Source organism: Bradyrhizobium sp. CCBAU 53351 (assembly GCF_015291745.1).
In the GTDB taxonomy this organism is placed as follows: Bacteria; Pseudomonadota; Alphaproteobacteria; order Rhizobiales; family Xanthobacteraceae; genus Bradyrhizobium.
Genome location: NZ_CP030059.1, coordinates 6,440,202 through 6,453,339, shown reverse-complemented (window position 1 = coordinate 6,453,339; position 13,138 = coordinate 6,440,202). Strand labels below are relative to the sequence as shown.

Sequence of the window (13,138 nt, the reverse complement as noted above, 5' to 3'; positions counted from 1 at the left end):
TATGAGATTGAAAAACGCGGCGGAAACGCCGCGTTTTTTGTTGGCTGGCTGCGCATCGCGGGGCGCGAGCGAAGTGCCTGAACCGCCTTCGCGGCAAACGCGCGAAACATTAAAGAAGAACTTAACGCTTGCGGCCTACTTTGGCCCGCCATGACTGACCAGGTCGTCCACAGCGCGGTTCAACCGTTCTCGGCACGTGCAGCGCTCCCTTGGGCAGTAGGCCTTTGCGTCTATGCCATGCTGCTGGTGGCGGGGCCGCGGCTGCTTGCCGATCCCGACAGCTATTCTCACATCGAGGTTGGACGCTGGATCATCGCGCACGGCGCCCTGCCGGCGAGCGACCCGTTTTCCTTTTCGATGCGCGGCGCGCCCTGGATCACCTTCGAATGGTTGTCCGAGGTCATCTACGCCGGAATCTACGCGCTTGCCGGCTGGCCAGGCGTGGTCGCCATCGCGGCCGCGGCGGTCGCGCTCGCCTTCGGCCTGTTCACGTCCTTCCTGCTGCGCGAGCTTTCGCCGACCCTGACGCTGCTCATGGTGGTGGCGGCCGTCGTCTTGCTGGCGCCGCACATGCTCGCGCGTCCCCATGTCTTCGTGCTGCCGGTGATGGTGACCTGGGCGGCTGCGCTGGTCCGCTGCATGGATCGTGCGGGGCCGCCGCCCTATTGGGCCCTGCCGCTCCTGGTGCTGTGGACCAATTTGCACGGGAGCGTGGTGCTGGCGCTTGGACTGATCGGCCCGGCGGTGCTCGAGGCGCTGCTGCGTGAAGCCCGAAGCGAATGGCCGCGCGTGCTGCTGCGCTGGCTGCCATTCACGGCCCTTGCGGTCGCGGCATCCTGCCTGACGCCGCACGGGCCGGAACCGCTGCTGATGCCGCTGACGACGCTCGGCCTCGGCTCCGCGCTCGCCTGGATCGCGGAATGGCGGCCACAGGATTTCAGCCACATCGGTGGCTTCGAGTTGCTGCTGCTAGGCAGCATCTTCGCGCTCTCGCGCGGCATCACGCTGCCGGTCGTGCGCGCCCTCGTGGTGATCGGCCTGCTGCATTTCGCGCTGGCGCAAATCCGCAATGCGGATCTGCTGGCCATGCTGGCGCCGCTCTATCTGGCGGCTCCGCTAGGCCGGAAGTTCGGCGGACCGGCCGAGGATGATGCGGCGGTCGCCTCGCGCGGCCTGAACCTGGCTGGGCTCGGTGTTTTGATCGCGATGAGCGGGGTGGCCCTGGCGCGTGACGTCAGGCCGGCTCCATCCGTCGCCCCGCAAGCCGCGATCGCCAAGGCCGACCTTGCCAAGGCGGGGCCTGTGCTCAACGATTATTCCTTCGGCGGCTATTTGATCTTTTCCGGCATTCCCACCTTCATCGATGGTCGCGGCGAACTGTACGGGGGCCCGTTCATCAACCGCTACAATCGCGCGCTGGCGCTGGTCGACCTCGTAGACTTTCTCAAGCTGCTCGACGAATACGAGATCGGCGCGACGCTGCTCGCACCCAGCACGCCGGCGGTCGCCATGCTCGACCGGCTGCCGGCGTGGCAGCGCGTCTACAGCGACGATGTGGCGGTCGTGCACAAGCGGCGGGATACGCCGCAAAAATAACTCAGGCGGTTCCGAAGGCGGCGTATTGGCCGCCGAGCCACACGCCGCTCAGGGCGCCTTCCAGGCGCCGTGCCGGCTTGCTGTCCCAGGGAAGCAGCAGGAAATGCCGCGCACCGATCTCGCGCAGGCCGCCAGCCGTCATCAACTTTCGGGTCGTGCCGGCACCGAGCAACACCGCGTCCCGGTCGAACTCGCAGCGCGCGACGGCAAGCCGCGTCAGCGGATTGTACGGATTGTGCTCGATCACGCAGACGAGCCCGCCGGGGCGTGCCACGCGGCGCATCTCGGTGATGAACTGCGCCCACTCGGTCGGCACGATATGGTGCATCACGCAGACGGCAGTGACGAGATCGAAGCTGGCATCGGCAAACGGAAAAGTGCGCCCGTCGAACTCCCGGTAGTCGACCCCGTGATTGCGAGCGCGCGCCTGCGCCAGGCTGGCCGAGGAGACGTCGATGCCGCTCAAGCGGCCGACCATGCCGTGCAGCAGCGGATGAAGGCTGCCGACGCCACAGCCGACGTCCAGCAAGTCGGGCTTCTCGAGATCCAGCCGCTGCGCGATCAGATCGCGCAGCAGATCGGCCTTTGCGCGCATGAAGAAATCATGCGGCAGGCCCGAGAAGTCGATCGAGGATTGCACCACATCACGGTAATTGTCGTGATAGCCGTCGAACAGTTCGGTCATGCGTTGGTCACTCGTTGACGGCGTGGATCGCCGGCGTCGCCGCCGTCTCGTCGCGATCGAAGCCGACGCGGGCCTGCACCACGTAGAGCGGGCGGCGCTTCACCTCGGCATGGATCCGGCCGACATAGAGCCCCACGATGCCCGTCATCAGCATGTTCATGCCGCACAGCAGCGACACGACGACCATCGTCGAGGACCAGCCGGTGACGAGGTGACTGTCCTTGCTGAGCCACAACAGGACGACCCAGCCGCCGTAGAGCAGCGCGAGCCCGGACACCGTTAATCCGCACCAGATGGCAAGCCGCAGGGGCAGATCGGAAAAGCCGAGCGCGGCGTTCACCGCCAGACGAACCATCTTGAACAGCGGGTACTTGGTTTCGCCCGCGGCGCGCTCGAGGCGATGGAAGGCGACCTCGGCTTGGCGGAAGCCGAGCCAGGCGATCATGCCGCGCACGAAGCGGTCCTGCTCCGGCATCTGCCGCAGCGCCTCGAGCACCTTGCGATCGATCAGGCGGAAGTCGCCGACATCGGCGGGGATCCCGACCGAGGACATCTTGCCGAGAAGCCGGTAGAACAGATGCGCGGTCGCGCGCTTGAAACGGCTTTCGCCCTCGCGCGACAGGCGGCGGGCGTGGACGATGTCGTTGCCCTCCTTCCACTTCGCGATCAATTGCTCGATCACTTCGGGCGGATCCTGCAGATCGGCATCCATGACGATGATCGCGTCACCTTGCGCGGCGTCCATGCCGGCGGTGATGGCGATCTGGTGGCCGAAATTTCGCGACAAGCCGATGTAGCGAAAGCGCGAGTCGCGCGCGGCGAGCGCCTTTAGCACAATCGAGCTGGAATCGCGGCTGCCGTCGTCGACGAAGATCGCTTCCGCCGGCCCGTCGAGCCGGAACATGACCTGGTCGAGCCGGCGCAACAGGACCGGCAGCACGGCTTCCTCGTTGAACACGGGGATGACGAGGCTGTAGCGGATCGATCTGGAAGTGGCCGCCATGCGAGGGGATTCCGACTGAGTTGCAGGGGCGGAAGTCTATGAGACGGTGGTTAAGGTCGCCTTGCCGCAACCGTTAAGGGTCTAGCGCCCGGAGCATTGCCGGAGGCGAAGAGCGGGGAGGCGGAGCGGGATGGTGAAGGCCGCTTAACCACGCTTGGCAGCCGCGGCGTTGGTCTAGGGCTTGCGGCGGATCCTGTAGAGAACAAATCGCTCCGAGGTCTCCAAGACCTCCAGCCGATCCGGCAGCGGGTTCGCGGTCGGCGCCCCAAGCATATAGAGGTAGTCGAAGTCGCGGTCCCAGCTGCGGACGAACGGCGGAACGTCCGCCGGCGGCTGGCCTGTCGCGATCGCGGCCAGCAGGCCTGACGGCACCGGTCCGCCATAGGGAATGGCGATATTGCGCACGGCCTCGCGCGGCCGCACGGGCTGCTTGCCCGTTTCAGTGAACAGGTTCGGCACGAACGCATTGGCGTAGTGCACGGCCAACGTCGGCGCATAATACATGGGATACGAGGTGAGGTCGGCGAAGGGCGGGTCTCCATCGTCGACCGTGCTGCCGACCAGGACACGCGAGCCGCGATCGATCTTCTGGAACGAGGCGATGATCGCCGCGTAATCGGCGCGGTAAGGCAGCCACACCGAAAGAACGACGGCGAGATTGAGCAATATGATGCCGCTAATGCCTGTTAGCGCCGCCATTCTGCACCGCCGGCTCGGCAGCGATAGCGAGCAGAAGGCCGGCAGGATCAGGGCCGCGGCGGGAATCACGCGAAGATCGACGAAGGAGGTTCCGAACAGCTTCGATGGAATGACCAGATAGAGCAGCGCAAAACCGATCGCGAGCCAGGTGCCTGAAGGCTCGAGCCGGAGAATGCCGCGTCGTGCTGCAAAAAACAACCCGATCATCAGCGCCAGTCCGGTCGCTGCCGCCGTCGTCAGATTGTAGCCGTTCATGATGCGCAGCGGCCAGATCGGCTTGAAGGCAAGGAACCAGCTCGTCCCTTCGCTTCCGATCGAGCCTGCAGTGAAATGCATGAGCGCAAACAGCGCCAGCGCCGGGAGCGCCAGCGCGCCAAGCCGTGCGGCCGAGACGGGATAGGCGACCTGCCGTTGGCGAATGCGCGACAACTCGAACAGGCCCAGCGTCGCGCCATAAATGCCGAGCGAAAAGAAATGCGCCACATACAGCGCAGCGACGAAGATCAGATTGGCGAGGAAACGCAGCGGCCATGGGCCTTCTGCCAGCATCAGATAAACGGCGATGCCCCAGAGCGCGAGGCCGAGCCCGAACTCGAAATTCACGAAGCCCCAGCTGAACGGCAGGCAGTAGAGGACAGCGAGCGCAGCGAAGCCGGCAAGCTCGACCCGTCCCTTCCGGACCCATTCGAGCAGCAGCGCGCCTCCGACGATCAGCAATTGGCTCAGCAGCAGAAACAGCCGTGTGGCGCTCTCGACGCTCATCAGCCGCGCCATCTGCGGGACCAGCAGATCCATGCCGAGATTGGGATAGAAGGCCCAGGTCACCTCGTAATGCGGATTGGCATTGGGGGTGCCGCTTTGGCTCAGAATGTACATGCGGGCGAGGTGATTGGGATAATCGACCATCGCGGGAATGGGGGTCAGCAGCACCGGAAGAAACGAGACGGCCGCCAGCACCGCAAGAACGATGATCGCGATGGGTCGGTCCGAGCCGGGACGCGTGGGGAGTGTCAAGGCCGGCCTGTCGGAAGGAACCATGTCATGGGATCGCTGTGCGGCGCGGATTTCCGAGAGGACCATGCTCGAACAACGTCATGAAACGCGGCGATTGAATCATCATGTCGCGCTTCGGTTCGAGCGGGCGGCATTTGACCATGGCGGTGATAACTTCGAGTAAACCGGCAGCGTCTTGCCGGCTTCATGTCCCGACAATTTAACAGATTATTTTAGATTTCGATTTACCATCGGCAATCCGCTCGGAGTTTACGCAGTCGAATTAACTGCGGCGCAATTCTTTGTCTCTACGTTCAGTTCCATGGTCGGGCGGCGCTGGGAAGCCGAAAAGACCAGATCAGTTGCAAGCCTCGTGTACTCATTTGGAGCACCTCTATGAAGAACCTCGTTGCGCGTTTCGTGAAGGATGAATCCGGCGCCACCGCCATTGAATACGGCCTGATCGCTGCCGGCATCGCGCTGGCGATCATCACCGTCGTCAACAACCTCGGCACCACGCTGAACACCAAGTTCACCGCGATCTCGACCGGCCTCAAGTAAAGCCGGACGACCAGAAGATTTCAGAGAGCCCCGTCCTTGACGGGGCTCTTTTCTTTTGGACGAGGCTTGTCAATTCTCCTGGACGAGGCCTGTCAGTCCGCTCGACGCAGCGGGCGCTGCAGACCCATGCAGCGCGCGGCTCCGGCCGAGGTAGAACTTCGCCGCCCAGATCGAAGCCGCTGCGAGACCGACGCCGGCAGCGACGTCGATGATGTAATGCGCGCCGATCACCGGCGTCGCCGCGATCATCGCCAGGTTGAGCACGGCCGCGATGCCGCCGAGGCCGCGCACCGGCCACAGCGCCCACATGTAAAGCACCCCGGATGCCGCGTGAAAGCTTGGAAACGAGACGATTCCGGAGAGAAAGAACAGCCGAAGCTCCTGCAGGCTGCCGTCCCGGAGCGCCAGGATGTCGCGCAGCTGCCCGGCATAGACCTCGGTGTTGATCTCCGGGAAATGCGCGGCCGACAAATGCAGGCCATAATAGGTGCCGATCGCGGGGACCACGGCCGAGATCGTGATGGTGACCGCGAGCGCGAGGCTCATCGCCAGCATGAATAATTGCAGCCGCACATAGCGCGCCGTCAGTGCCAGCACGACGGGAATGCCGAGCAGCGGAAACTTGATCAGTCCATAGGCGCGCGTGAGGCAGTTCGCGAGCCAGGGGTGCTCGTTGACATAGCGCGCGATCGGTTCCGGATCGAGGCCCAGCGCCCGGTCGATCGCCAGCAGCGCCTGGTCCTGCAGCGGCCAGTTCAGCTTGCCCGCGACGTAAGTCAGTGGCCCGATAATGGTGCAGAGCAGGAGGAGCTGTCCGATGGTGCCGAGCGAAAACACCAGCTTCGGGTCCGCAAGGTCTCCTTTGACGATCCGGTGCCCATAGACGATCGCGGCCAGCGCCGCGGCGATCGCAACGGTCACGCCAAAGGCGACCGGCTCGAGAGCGAGTCCGGTCAAGGGAAGGCCAAGCGCCAGCAGGGTCCCCATCCCGAGAATCGGAAGCCAGTTGAGTTGGAAAAGCTGCCAGGCGGTCCGGGCGTCCCTGTCGAGCATGGTGTACCGAGATGGAATTACATTGCCTCCGCACAGTTACGGATCTGCATTAAGATCGCCGTAAGAAGTGTGGTTATCGGACTTGGAACCATTGCATGGTACTTTTATCTATGCGTTTACAGCGCCTCTCCCGGGGGCGTCCCACGCGTTTGGTCGTTCTGTGATCCGGATTGGAAGACCAAGCCCTTTTTCGAGACTACGATGTTTCGATCTTGGGTAGACCGTACAATTCGGGCCCAAAATTGAGGGCGCGTGACCTAAAGCCGTTCGCGGCCTGCTCCCGCAAGAAAAACGTTGGAGGGCTTGACCTCTATCAGGAATGCGTCGTTCGCGAGACCTGCCACCCCGATCCACGTTGCGCATGGCGGGTTGTCGCCGAATGTTGCCCTGAGCGCGCCACTGATCGCCTCGCCTTCGTGCAGATGATCGTGCTTGATGTAGAGACGGAGTGAGCCGACATCATTGAGCGTTGCCCCAACCGACGCCAATGCGACAGCCAGATTTTCCAGGCTCTTTTCCAGTTGACGTCCGATGTCGCCGGGGCCAACGATCTTTCGATCGGCATCCCAAGCGACCTGGCCAGATATATTTGCAACGTCACCAAACGGTGTCCGGATGATTGCGACCTGTGCAAAGCCATACGGCCGGCTATCAAAGAGTCCTGCAGCAACCTGAATGGATCGGCTCATTGTAGCTCCTTGCTTTTTGGTGCGGGCTGACGGCCTGCGGCAGCATGATACTAGCCAGCTTTCGGGCGCCGCGTGTGGCGCGTCTTGGCGCCAAGCTCATTGAACGGACGGATCGGATGAGAAGGTGTTTGGCTGCATCGGCTATTTGCATGCTCGTCACTTGCGCATCAGTATCTCACGGCTCCGAGCCACAGCTTTTCGCCTGGCCGGTTGCCTGCGAGTTGGAAACGACCTGCTTCATCCAGAACTACGTCGACCATGATCCCTCGGACAATGCCTTGGACTTTCGATGCGGGCACCGAACCTATGACGGCCACGACGGCACCGACATCCGGTTGCCCGATCTGGACGTTCAGAGAAAAGGCGTCGAGGTCGTTGCTGCCGCGGCGGGGCGCGTCGTGCACACGCGCGACGGCATGGATGACGTATCGGTCAAGGTCGTCGGCAAAGCCGCAATCGCCGGCAGGGAATGCGGCAACGGCGCGGTCGTCGAGCACGAGAACGGCTGGAGCACGCAATACTGCCACATGGCCAAAGGCAGTCTCAGAGTGAAGCCCGGTGACAGGGTCAGCTCCGGGCAGGCGCTCGGGTCGGTGGGCCTGTCCGGAAACACCGAATTCCCACACCTGCATTTCACCGTGCGGCATGACGGGACGGTTGTGGATCCGTTCGCTGAGGGCGCCGCGAAAGGCGAATGCAGCTCCGGCCGTTCGCTGTGGCAGCCGACGCTGAACACCGTTTCGAACTATCCGGCCGCCGAAATCATCAATGCCGGCTTTGCCGATCGAGCAGTGACCATGGACGAGATCGAGACAGGCGAGTTCGAGCGATCCTTGCCTGGCTCTCATTCGGCCGCCATCGTCGCCTATGTTCGCGCGATCGGACTTCAGGCGGACGACGAGCAAATTCTCGAGCTGAAGTCACCCGAAGGGCAAGTGATCGCCGAGTATCGGGCACCGAAGCTGCCGCGCGACCAGGCCCAATATTTCATCTCGGCCGGAAGGAAGCGCGGAGGCGTCGTCTGGCCGCCTGGCACCTATAGGGCAACTTACGTTCTTCGCCGAAAAGCTGCCGAGATCGGGCGGCGGTCCTTCCAGTTGGACATCGCGCCATAGCATCGCGTCTCGCGAAGCCGGCCATCGCACAGGCGGCATTTCGGCTCCCTTTCGGCAAGCAGGAATCCGCGGCGAGGTGGAGCGAGCACGCCCTGATCAGCTTCCGCAACCAGGGTTGGCGCTTCAGTCCTGTCGCCGTGACGCTCCACGCATTTCCCATCTTGTCATCTACCCTGAATAGTTGTTCAGTCCTTGCGGGGCGATTTGCATCTTTGACGTGACGAAGCGTTCGGCCGCAGGGCGTGCGGCACGCGTGTGGGACAGGAAGCGCGCCATGGTTTATCGGCGGACGCATCAAGTGGTGAAGCGCCTTGCGGCGCGGCGCAGTGCGATTCTCGCGGCGGCGCGGGAGACTGCGGCGGAAGGCGGGATGGCGGCGGTGCAGATCGCGCCGGTCGCGGTCCGGGCCAATGTCGCGGCCGGCACGGTCTACCGCTATTTTCCCTCCAAGGCCGAGCTGATCTCTGAACTCATCGCCGAGGTCTCCCGCGACGAGCTCGCGGCGATCCGCCGGGCGGCCGATGCGGCGCCGGGGCCGTCCTCGGCCTTGGCCGCGGCCGTGACCACCGTGGCGGTCCATACCCTGTCGCAGCGCCGGCTCGCCTGGGGCATCCTGGCCGAGCCCGTCGATGTCGATGTCAGCGCCTCGCGCCTGGCCAGCCGGCGCGAGATCGCGGGCGAGATTGCTGGGCGGATCGACGCTGCGGTGCGGGCCGGTCACCTGCCGGCGCAGGACACCGCGCTCGCCGCCACCGCGTTGCTCGGTGCGCTGCACGAGGCGCTGGTCGGGCCGCTCGCGCCCGACAATCTCGATGATCCCGTCAAGATGCGCGATGCGGTGCAGACCGTGACGCTGCTGGCGCTGCGCGCGGTCGGCGTCATGGACGCCCGCGCCCGCGGTCTGGTGGTGCAGCAGACGCTGCTGCCGGCGACGAAGGCGCTGGTTGGCGCGTAAGAACCGCCGCGCGACCGGGGCGGCGGCCTGATCCCGCTCAGGTCGTTGAGCGGGAAAGCCTTTTCGTCAGATCGCAGCAAGCTCGCCGGACCCTCCGGCTACTGTGCATGGGGTTGTTCTTCGATATTTGTGTTGGAGGGGTGCCGGCGACCTACATGTTCGCGTCGCCTTCGGGGCCGACCGAGGCGATGCGCACCATGTTGGTGGTGCCGGGAATGCCGAGCGGCACGCCGGCGACGATGAGCACGCGCTGGCCGGCACGGACAAAACCGTCACGGAACGCGATCTGGCCGGCACGGCTGACCATGTCGTCCTGGTCGCGGGCATCCTCAGCGACCACGCAATGTACGCCCCAGGCGACGGCGAGCCGCCGTCCTGCCGTGATGTTCGGCGTGATTGCCACGATCGGCGGCTTCGGCCGTTCCCGGGCCACGCGCACTGCGGTCGAGCCCGACGAGGTCCAGCAGATCAAGGCGGGCAGGTCGAGGGTCTCGGCGATCTGCCGCGCCGCATCCGCGATCGCATCGCCCACGGTCGCTTCCGGCGCCGGGCGCTGGGCCATGATCACCGAGCGGTATGTCGGGTCGCGTTCGACCTCCTCCCCGATGCGGTTCATGGTCGAGACCGCCTCGACCGGGAATTTGCCGGCCGCCGATTCCGCCGACAGCATGATGGCGTCGGCGCCCTCATAGACCGCCGTTGCGACGTCCGAGACTTCGGCGCGGGTCGGGACCGGCGACTGGATCATCGATTCCAGCATCTGGGTTGCGATCACCACCGGCTTGCCGGCGCGGCGCGCCATCCGCGTCATCTGCTTCTGCAGGCTCGGCACGCGCTCGAGCGGCAGCTCCACGCCGAGGTCGCCGCGCGCCACCATCAGCGCGTCGGAGGCCTCGATGATGTCGGCGAGGCGGTCGATCGCCTGCGGCTTCTCGATCTTGGCCATGACGGCGGCGCGGCCGCGGATCATCTTCTTGGCTTCGAGCACGTCGTCGGCGCGCTGCACGAAGGACAGCGCGATCCAGTCGATTCCGGTGACGAGCGCCGCCTCGAGGTCGGCGCGATCCTTCGGCGTCATGGCGGAGACCGGCAGGTCGGTGTCGGGCAGGCTGACGCCCTTGCGGTCGCTCATCTTGCCGCCGACCACGACACGCGTCACCGCGTGCTCCTTCGAGGTCTCCTCTGCGATCAGGCGCACCTTGCCGTCGTCGAGCAGCAGCGCATGGCCCGGCCTGAGCGCGGCCAGGATCTCGGGATGCGGGAGGTGGACGCGCGTGGCATCGCCGGGCGTCTTGTTGGAATCGAGCGTGAAGGTCTGGCCGTTCTGGAGCTGCACCGAGCCTTCGGCGAAGGCGCCCAACCTGAGCTTCGGGCCCTGCAGGTCGACCAGGATGCCGATCGGCCGGCCGTAGCTCGACTCGACGTTGCGGATCGTCGCCACCAGCTCCCGCATCTTGTCATGCGGGGTGTGGCTCATGTTGATGCGAAACAGGTCGGCGCCGGCCTCGAACAGGCGGCGGATCATCGCGAGATCTGAAGAGGCCGGTCCCAGGGTCGCGAGAATCTTGATACGGCGAAGACGCCTCATGGCTTATTTCCAGACTGGGGTGGCAGGCCGGGCGAGCCCGGGGGCGTAGCACCGGGCGGGCTGGTGGGCAAACCCGGAACCCCGCCTGGGCCAACCGGACCGGGCAGGCCAGGTACGCGTTGCTGCGCCGGCTGTTCGTTGGCGTCGGTCAGTTGCACCGTCCACGCCCGCTGCTCGCCGGTGTCGACCTCGAAATAGCCGGTCCGGTCGTAGCCGCGCGCGAGGCAATCCTCGGTGCCGCGGATGGTGAACTCCTTGTCGCGCGAGCACATGAAGGCCTGCCCCGACCACTCGCCGCCGCGATCATAGTCGATCGCGTAGATGTAATAGTAACGGGCGACCAGCGTTCCCCGCAGCAGGGTCTCGCAGGAGCGCGACGAGATGTTCCACCAGCCTTCCGTGGTCCAGCCTTCGGCATCCTTGTAGCCGAGGGCAATGCCGACCCGGCTCGATGTGTTGTTGCAGAGCCGGAAATCGGCCGAGGCCGGGCTGGCGCCGAGGCATAGCCAGGCGACCATCAGCACCGGGACCAACCGGGCGAGCAGGCGAAGCGGGGAGCGGGGAGATTCGGCAATCATTGTCGCGGTAGCTATACCAGATCATTGACGATTTGGCGTAGGGCCGGGGAACCGCCACGAATGAGCGGCAACCCGGCTTCGGACCGGTCTGCGCCGGGATATGGCAAAATCTGTGACAGGGCCCAATTGATCCCGTAAGGGTGACCCCCATCGGGGTCAGGCCCAAAGGATACCGGGGATACAGCCATGGCAATCGACGACAAAACCAGAACCGAGCTCGAGGCGGCCGCTTTCCGGCGTCTGGTCGATCATCTCAAGACCCGGACCGACGTCCAGAACATCGACCTGATGAATCTGGCGGGCTTCTGCCGCAACTGCCTGTCCAACTGGCTCAAGGAAGCCGCCGACGCCCAAGGTGTCGCCTTGAGCAAGGACGAGAGCCGTGAGGCCGTCTACGGCATGCCCTACGAGACCTGGAAGTCGAAACATCAGGGCGCGGCCACGCCCGAGCAGCTCGAGACCATGAAGAAGGTCCATCCCCACGGCCACGGGCATTGAGTTCGCGCAAGCCTTGAGTCGCAACGCACAACAGCTTTCTTCGCCCCGCCGCAGGAAGGTGTGGGCGCGCTGTGGATGAGCGCGATGCTGCCTTGAACGCGACCGGCGCCAACCCTAAGGGTTCTGCCAGCACGCGCGGTGAGGGATGCCGGCGTCACCTCGTTTTGCCAGTTCCATTTGGAGTACCAAGATGGCCACCACCGCCGCCGTCCGCGATGACGAGCCCGCGACGAAATTTGCCAAGGACCAGCTCAAATCCATCATCGAGCGCATCGAGCGGCTGGAGGAAGAGAAGAAGGCGATCTCCGACGACATCCGCGACGTCTATGCCGAGAGCAAGGGCAATGGCTACGACGTCAAGGCGCTGCGCACCATCGTGCGGCTGCGCAAGCAGGACCCCAACGAGCGCGCCGAGGCCGAAACGATTCTCGAGACCTACATGCAGGCGCTGGGGATGATCTGAGGCGCTCGCGCCTCAAACGTCACTGCCGTAGCCCGGATGGAGCGCAAGCGGAATCCGGGTTCTGGCAGCGCAGGACGCATTCCCGGGATGACGCTTTCGCTCCGTCCGGGCAAAAAGGGTGGCGTGTTGCCCTTCGTTTGTGAACGGAGACCGCCGTGACTGCGCCACCGCTGCCGCGCGAATTGAACCGTGCCTTCGGCGCTCTGCCGGCACCGATCGGCAAGCGGCTGCTGCAGGTGCGCGACCTGATCTTCGCGACCGCCGCTGCGGACGAGCATGTCGGCCGCCTTACCGAGACCCTGAAATGGGGCGAGCCGGCTTATCTGACCGATGAGACCGGCAGCGGATCGACGATCCGGCTTGGCCGCGTCAAGGACTCCGACGCCGCCGCCATTCTCTTCAACTGCAAGACGACCCTGATCGACACGTTCCGCGAACGCTTTCCCGATCAGTTCGAATATCGGCAAACCAGGGCGCTGTTGTTGCCGGTATCGGGCAAGCTGCTGACGCGGGAGCTATCGATCTGTCTGTCGCTGGCGCTGACCTATCATCGGGATCGGCGGGGCAAGAAGGCGCGGTAGCACCACCTGCAGCCCGGATGGAGCGCAGCGAAATCCGGGGCCGTCGTTGCATGCGGCATGATTCCCGGATTGCGCTTCGCT

The 13,138-nt window shown here is 64.6% G+C and carries 14 protein-coding genes; 7 read left to right on the top strand and 7 right to left on the bottom strand.

What is annotated here, in order from left to right; all coding sequences use genetic code 11:
• The first annotated feature begins 150 nt into the window (after window positions 1–150).
• A complete protein-coding gene (locus tag XH83_RS30680; RefSeq protein WP_194404336.1) occupies window positions 151–1,596 on the top strand; it encodes a hypothetical protein in 1,446 nt (481 codons plus the stop codon).
• A 1-nt stretch (window position 1,597) separates the two neighbouring features.
• Here XH83_RS30680 and XH83_RS30675 read toward each other — a convergent pair whose 3' ends face one another.
• The 3 genes from XH83_RS30675 to XH83_RS30665 form a co-directional block, all read right to left on the bottom strand.
• The gene (locus tag XH83_RS30675) at window positions 1,598–2,281 is read right to left on the bottom strand and encodes a class I SAM-dependent methyltransferase (protein ID WP_194404335.1); all 684 of its coding nucleotides are present in this window, start codon (window positions 2,279–2,281) and stop codon (window positions 1,598–1,600) included.
• Between the two features lie 7 nt (window positions 2,282–2,288).
• A complete protein-coding gene (locus XH83_RS30670) occupies window positions 2,289–3,284 on the bottom strand; it encodes a glycosyltransferase family 2 protein (RefSeq protein WP_194404334.1) in 996 nt (331 codons plus the stop codon).
• A 174-nt stretch (window positions 3,285–3,458) separates the two neighbouring features.
• A complete protein-coding gene (locus XH83_RS30665) occupies window positions 3,459–5,021 on the bottom strand; it encodes a hypothetical protein (RefSeq protein ID WP_194404333.1) in 1,563 nt (520 codons plus the stop codon).
• A gap of 351 nt (window positions 5,022–5,372) precedes the next feature.
• On the opposite strand from XH83_RS30665, the gene XH83_RS30660 reads away from it, so the two are divergent.
• Window positions 5,373–5,537, top strand: coding sequence for a Flp family type IVb pilin (locus XH83_RS30660; protein ID WP_194404332.1), 165 nt, complete (start codon window positions 5,373–5,375; stop codon window positions 5,535–5,537).
• Window positions 5,538–5,606: 69 nt separating this feature from the next.
• Here XH83_RS30660 and XH83_RS30655 read toward each other — a convergent pair whose 3' ends face one another.
• Both XH83_RS30655 and XH83_RS30650 read right to left on the bottom strand, forming a co-directional pair.
• Window positions 5,607–6,524 (bottom strand): phosphatase PAP2 family protein, encoded by a 918-nt coding sequence (locus tag XH83_RS30655; protein ID WP_246776357.1) that lies wholly within the window; start codon window positions 6,522–6,524, stop codon window positions 5,607–5,609.
• A 323-nt stretch (window positions 6,525–6,847) separates the two neighbouring features.
• Window positions 6,848–7,279 (bottom strand): RidA family protein, encoded by a 432-nt coding sequence (locus XH83_RS30650; protein ID WP_194404330.1) that lies wholly within the window; start codon window positions 7,277–7,279, stop codon window positions 6,848–6,850.
• Between the two features lie 128 nt (window positions 7,280–7,407).
• On the opposite strand from XH83_RS30650, the gene XH83_RS30645 reads away from it, so the two are divergent.
• Window positions 7,408–8,394, top strand: a complete 987-nt coding sequence (locus XH83_RS30645) for a M23 family metallopeptidase (RefSeq protein ID WP_246776356.1) — start codon at window positions 7,408–7,410, stop codon at window positions 8,392–8,394.
• A gap of 274 nt (window positions 8,395–8,668) precedes the next feature.
• Window positions 8,669–9,349 carry a TetR/AcrR family transcriptional regulator gene (locus tag XH83_RS30640; RefSeq protein ID WP_194404328.1) on the top strand — a complete coding sequence of 227 codons (681 nt, stop codon included), beginning with the start codon at window positions 8,669–8,671 and terminating at the stop codon, window positions 9,347–9,349.
• A 151-nt stretch (window positions 9,350–9,500) separates the two neighbouring features.
• Here the strand turns inward: XH83_RS30640 and pyk are convergent, their stop codons facing one another.
• Entirely contained in the window at window positions 9,501–10,937 is a 1,437-nt protein-coding gene (pyk, locus tag XH83_RS30635; RefSeq protein ID WP_194404327.1) for a pyruvate kinase, read from the bottom strand.
• Window positions 10,934–11,515 carry a DUF1036 domain-containing protein gene (locus tag XH83_RS30630; protein WP_194404326.1) on the bottom strand — a complete coding sequence of 194 codons (582 nt, stop codon included), beginning with the start codon at window positions 11,513–11,515 and terminating at the stop codon, window positions 10,934–10,936. Before XH83_RS30630 ends, pyk begins: the two co-directional genes overlap by 4 nt.
• Before the next feature lie 186 nt (window positions 11,516–11,701).
• Here XH83_RS30630 and XH83_RS30625 point away from each other — a divergent pair, with 186 nt between their 5' ends.
• The 3 genes from XH83_RS30625 (at window position 11,702) to XH83_RS30615 (ending at window position 13,057) form a co-directional block, all read left to right on the top strand.
• Entirely contained in the window at window positions 11,702–12,013 is a 312-nt protein-coding gene (locus XH83_RS30625) for a DUF1244 domain-containing protein (RefSeq protein ID WP_194404325.1), read from the top strand.
• Window positions 12,014–12,203: 190 nt separating this feature from the next.
• Entirely contained in the window at window positions 12,204–12,476 is a 273-nt protein-coding gene (locus XH83_RS30620; RefSeq protein ID WP_142250883.1) for a DUF2312 domain-containing protein, read from the top strand.
• Between the two features lie 155 nt (window positions 12,477–12,631).
• Window positions 12,632–13,057: a DUF1801 domain-containing protein gene (locus XH83_RS30615; protein WP_194404324.1), complete on the top strand. Its 426-nt coding sequence runs from the start codon at window positions 12,632–12,634 to the stop codon at window positions 13,055–13,057.
• The last annotated feature ends 81 nt before the right edge of the window (window positions 13,058–13,138 follow it).

Bases quoted from the DNA above. Each gene is read 5' to 3' on its own strand.
- XH83_RS30680 (WP_194404336.1), top strand. From the start codon at position 151: ATGACTGACCAGGTCGTCCACAGCGCGGTTCAACCGTTCTCGGCACGT.
- XH83_RS30665 (WP_194404333.1), bottom strand. From the start codon at position 5,021: ATGGTTCCTTCCGACAGGCCGGCCTTGACACTCCCCACGCGTCCCGGC.
- XH83_RS30625 (WP_194404325.1), top strand. From the start codon at position 11,702: ATGGCAATCGACGACAAAACCAGAACCGAGCTCGAGGCGGCCGCTTTC.
- pyk (WP_194404327.1), bottom strand. From the start codon at position 10,937: ATGAGGCGTCTTCGCCGTATCAAGATTCTCGCGACCCTGGGACCGGCC.
- XH83_RS30650 (WP_194404330.1), bottom strand. From the start codon at position 7,279: ATGAGCCGATCCATTCAGGTTGCTGCAGGACTCTTTGATAGCCGGCCG.
- XH83_RS30655 (WP_246776357.1), bottom strand. From the start codon at position 6,524: ATGGGGACCCTGCTGGCGCTTGGCCTTCCCTTGACCGGACTCGCTCTC.
- XH83_RS30675 (WP_194404335.1), bottom strand. From the start codon at position 2,281: ATGACCGAACTGTTCGACGGCTATCACGACAATTACCGTGATGTGGTG.
- XH83_RS30620 (WP_142250883.1), top strand. From the start codon at position 12,204: ATGGCCACCACCGCCGCCGTCCGCGATGACGAGCCCGCGACGAAATTT.
- XH83_RS30630 (WP_194404326.1), bottom strand. From the start codon at position 11,515: ATGATTGCCGAATCTCCCCGCTCCCCGCTTCGCCTGCTCGCCCGGTTG.
- XH83_RS30670 (WP_194404334.1), bottom strand. From the start codon at position 3,284: ATGGCGGCCACTTCCAGATCGATCCGCTACAGCCTCGTCATCCCCGTG.
- XH83_RS30640 (WP_194404328.1), top strand. From the start codon at position 8,669: ATGGTTTATCGGCGGACGCATCAAGTGGTGAAGCGCCTTGCGGCGCGG.
- XH83_RS30660 (WP_194404332.1), top strand. From the start codon at position 5,373: ATGAAGAACCTCGTTGCGCGTTTCGTGAAGGATGAATCCGGCGCCACC.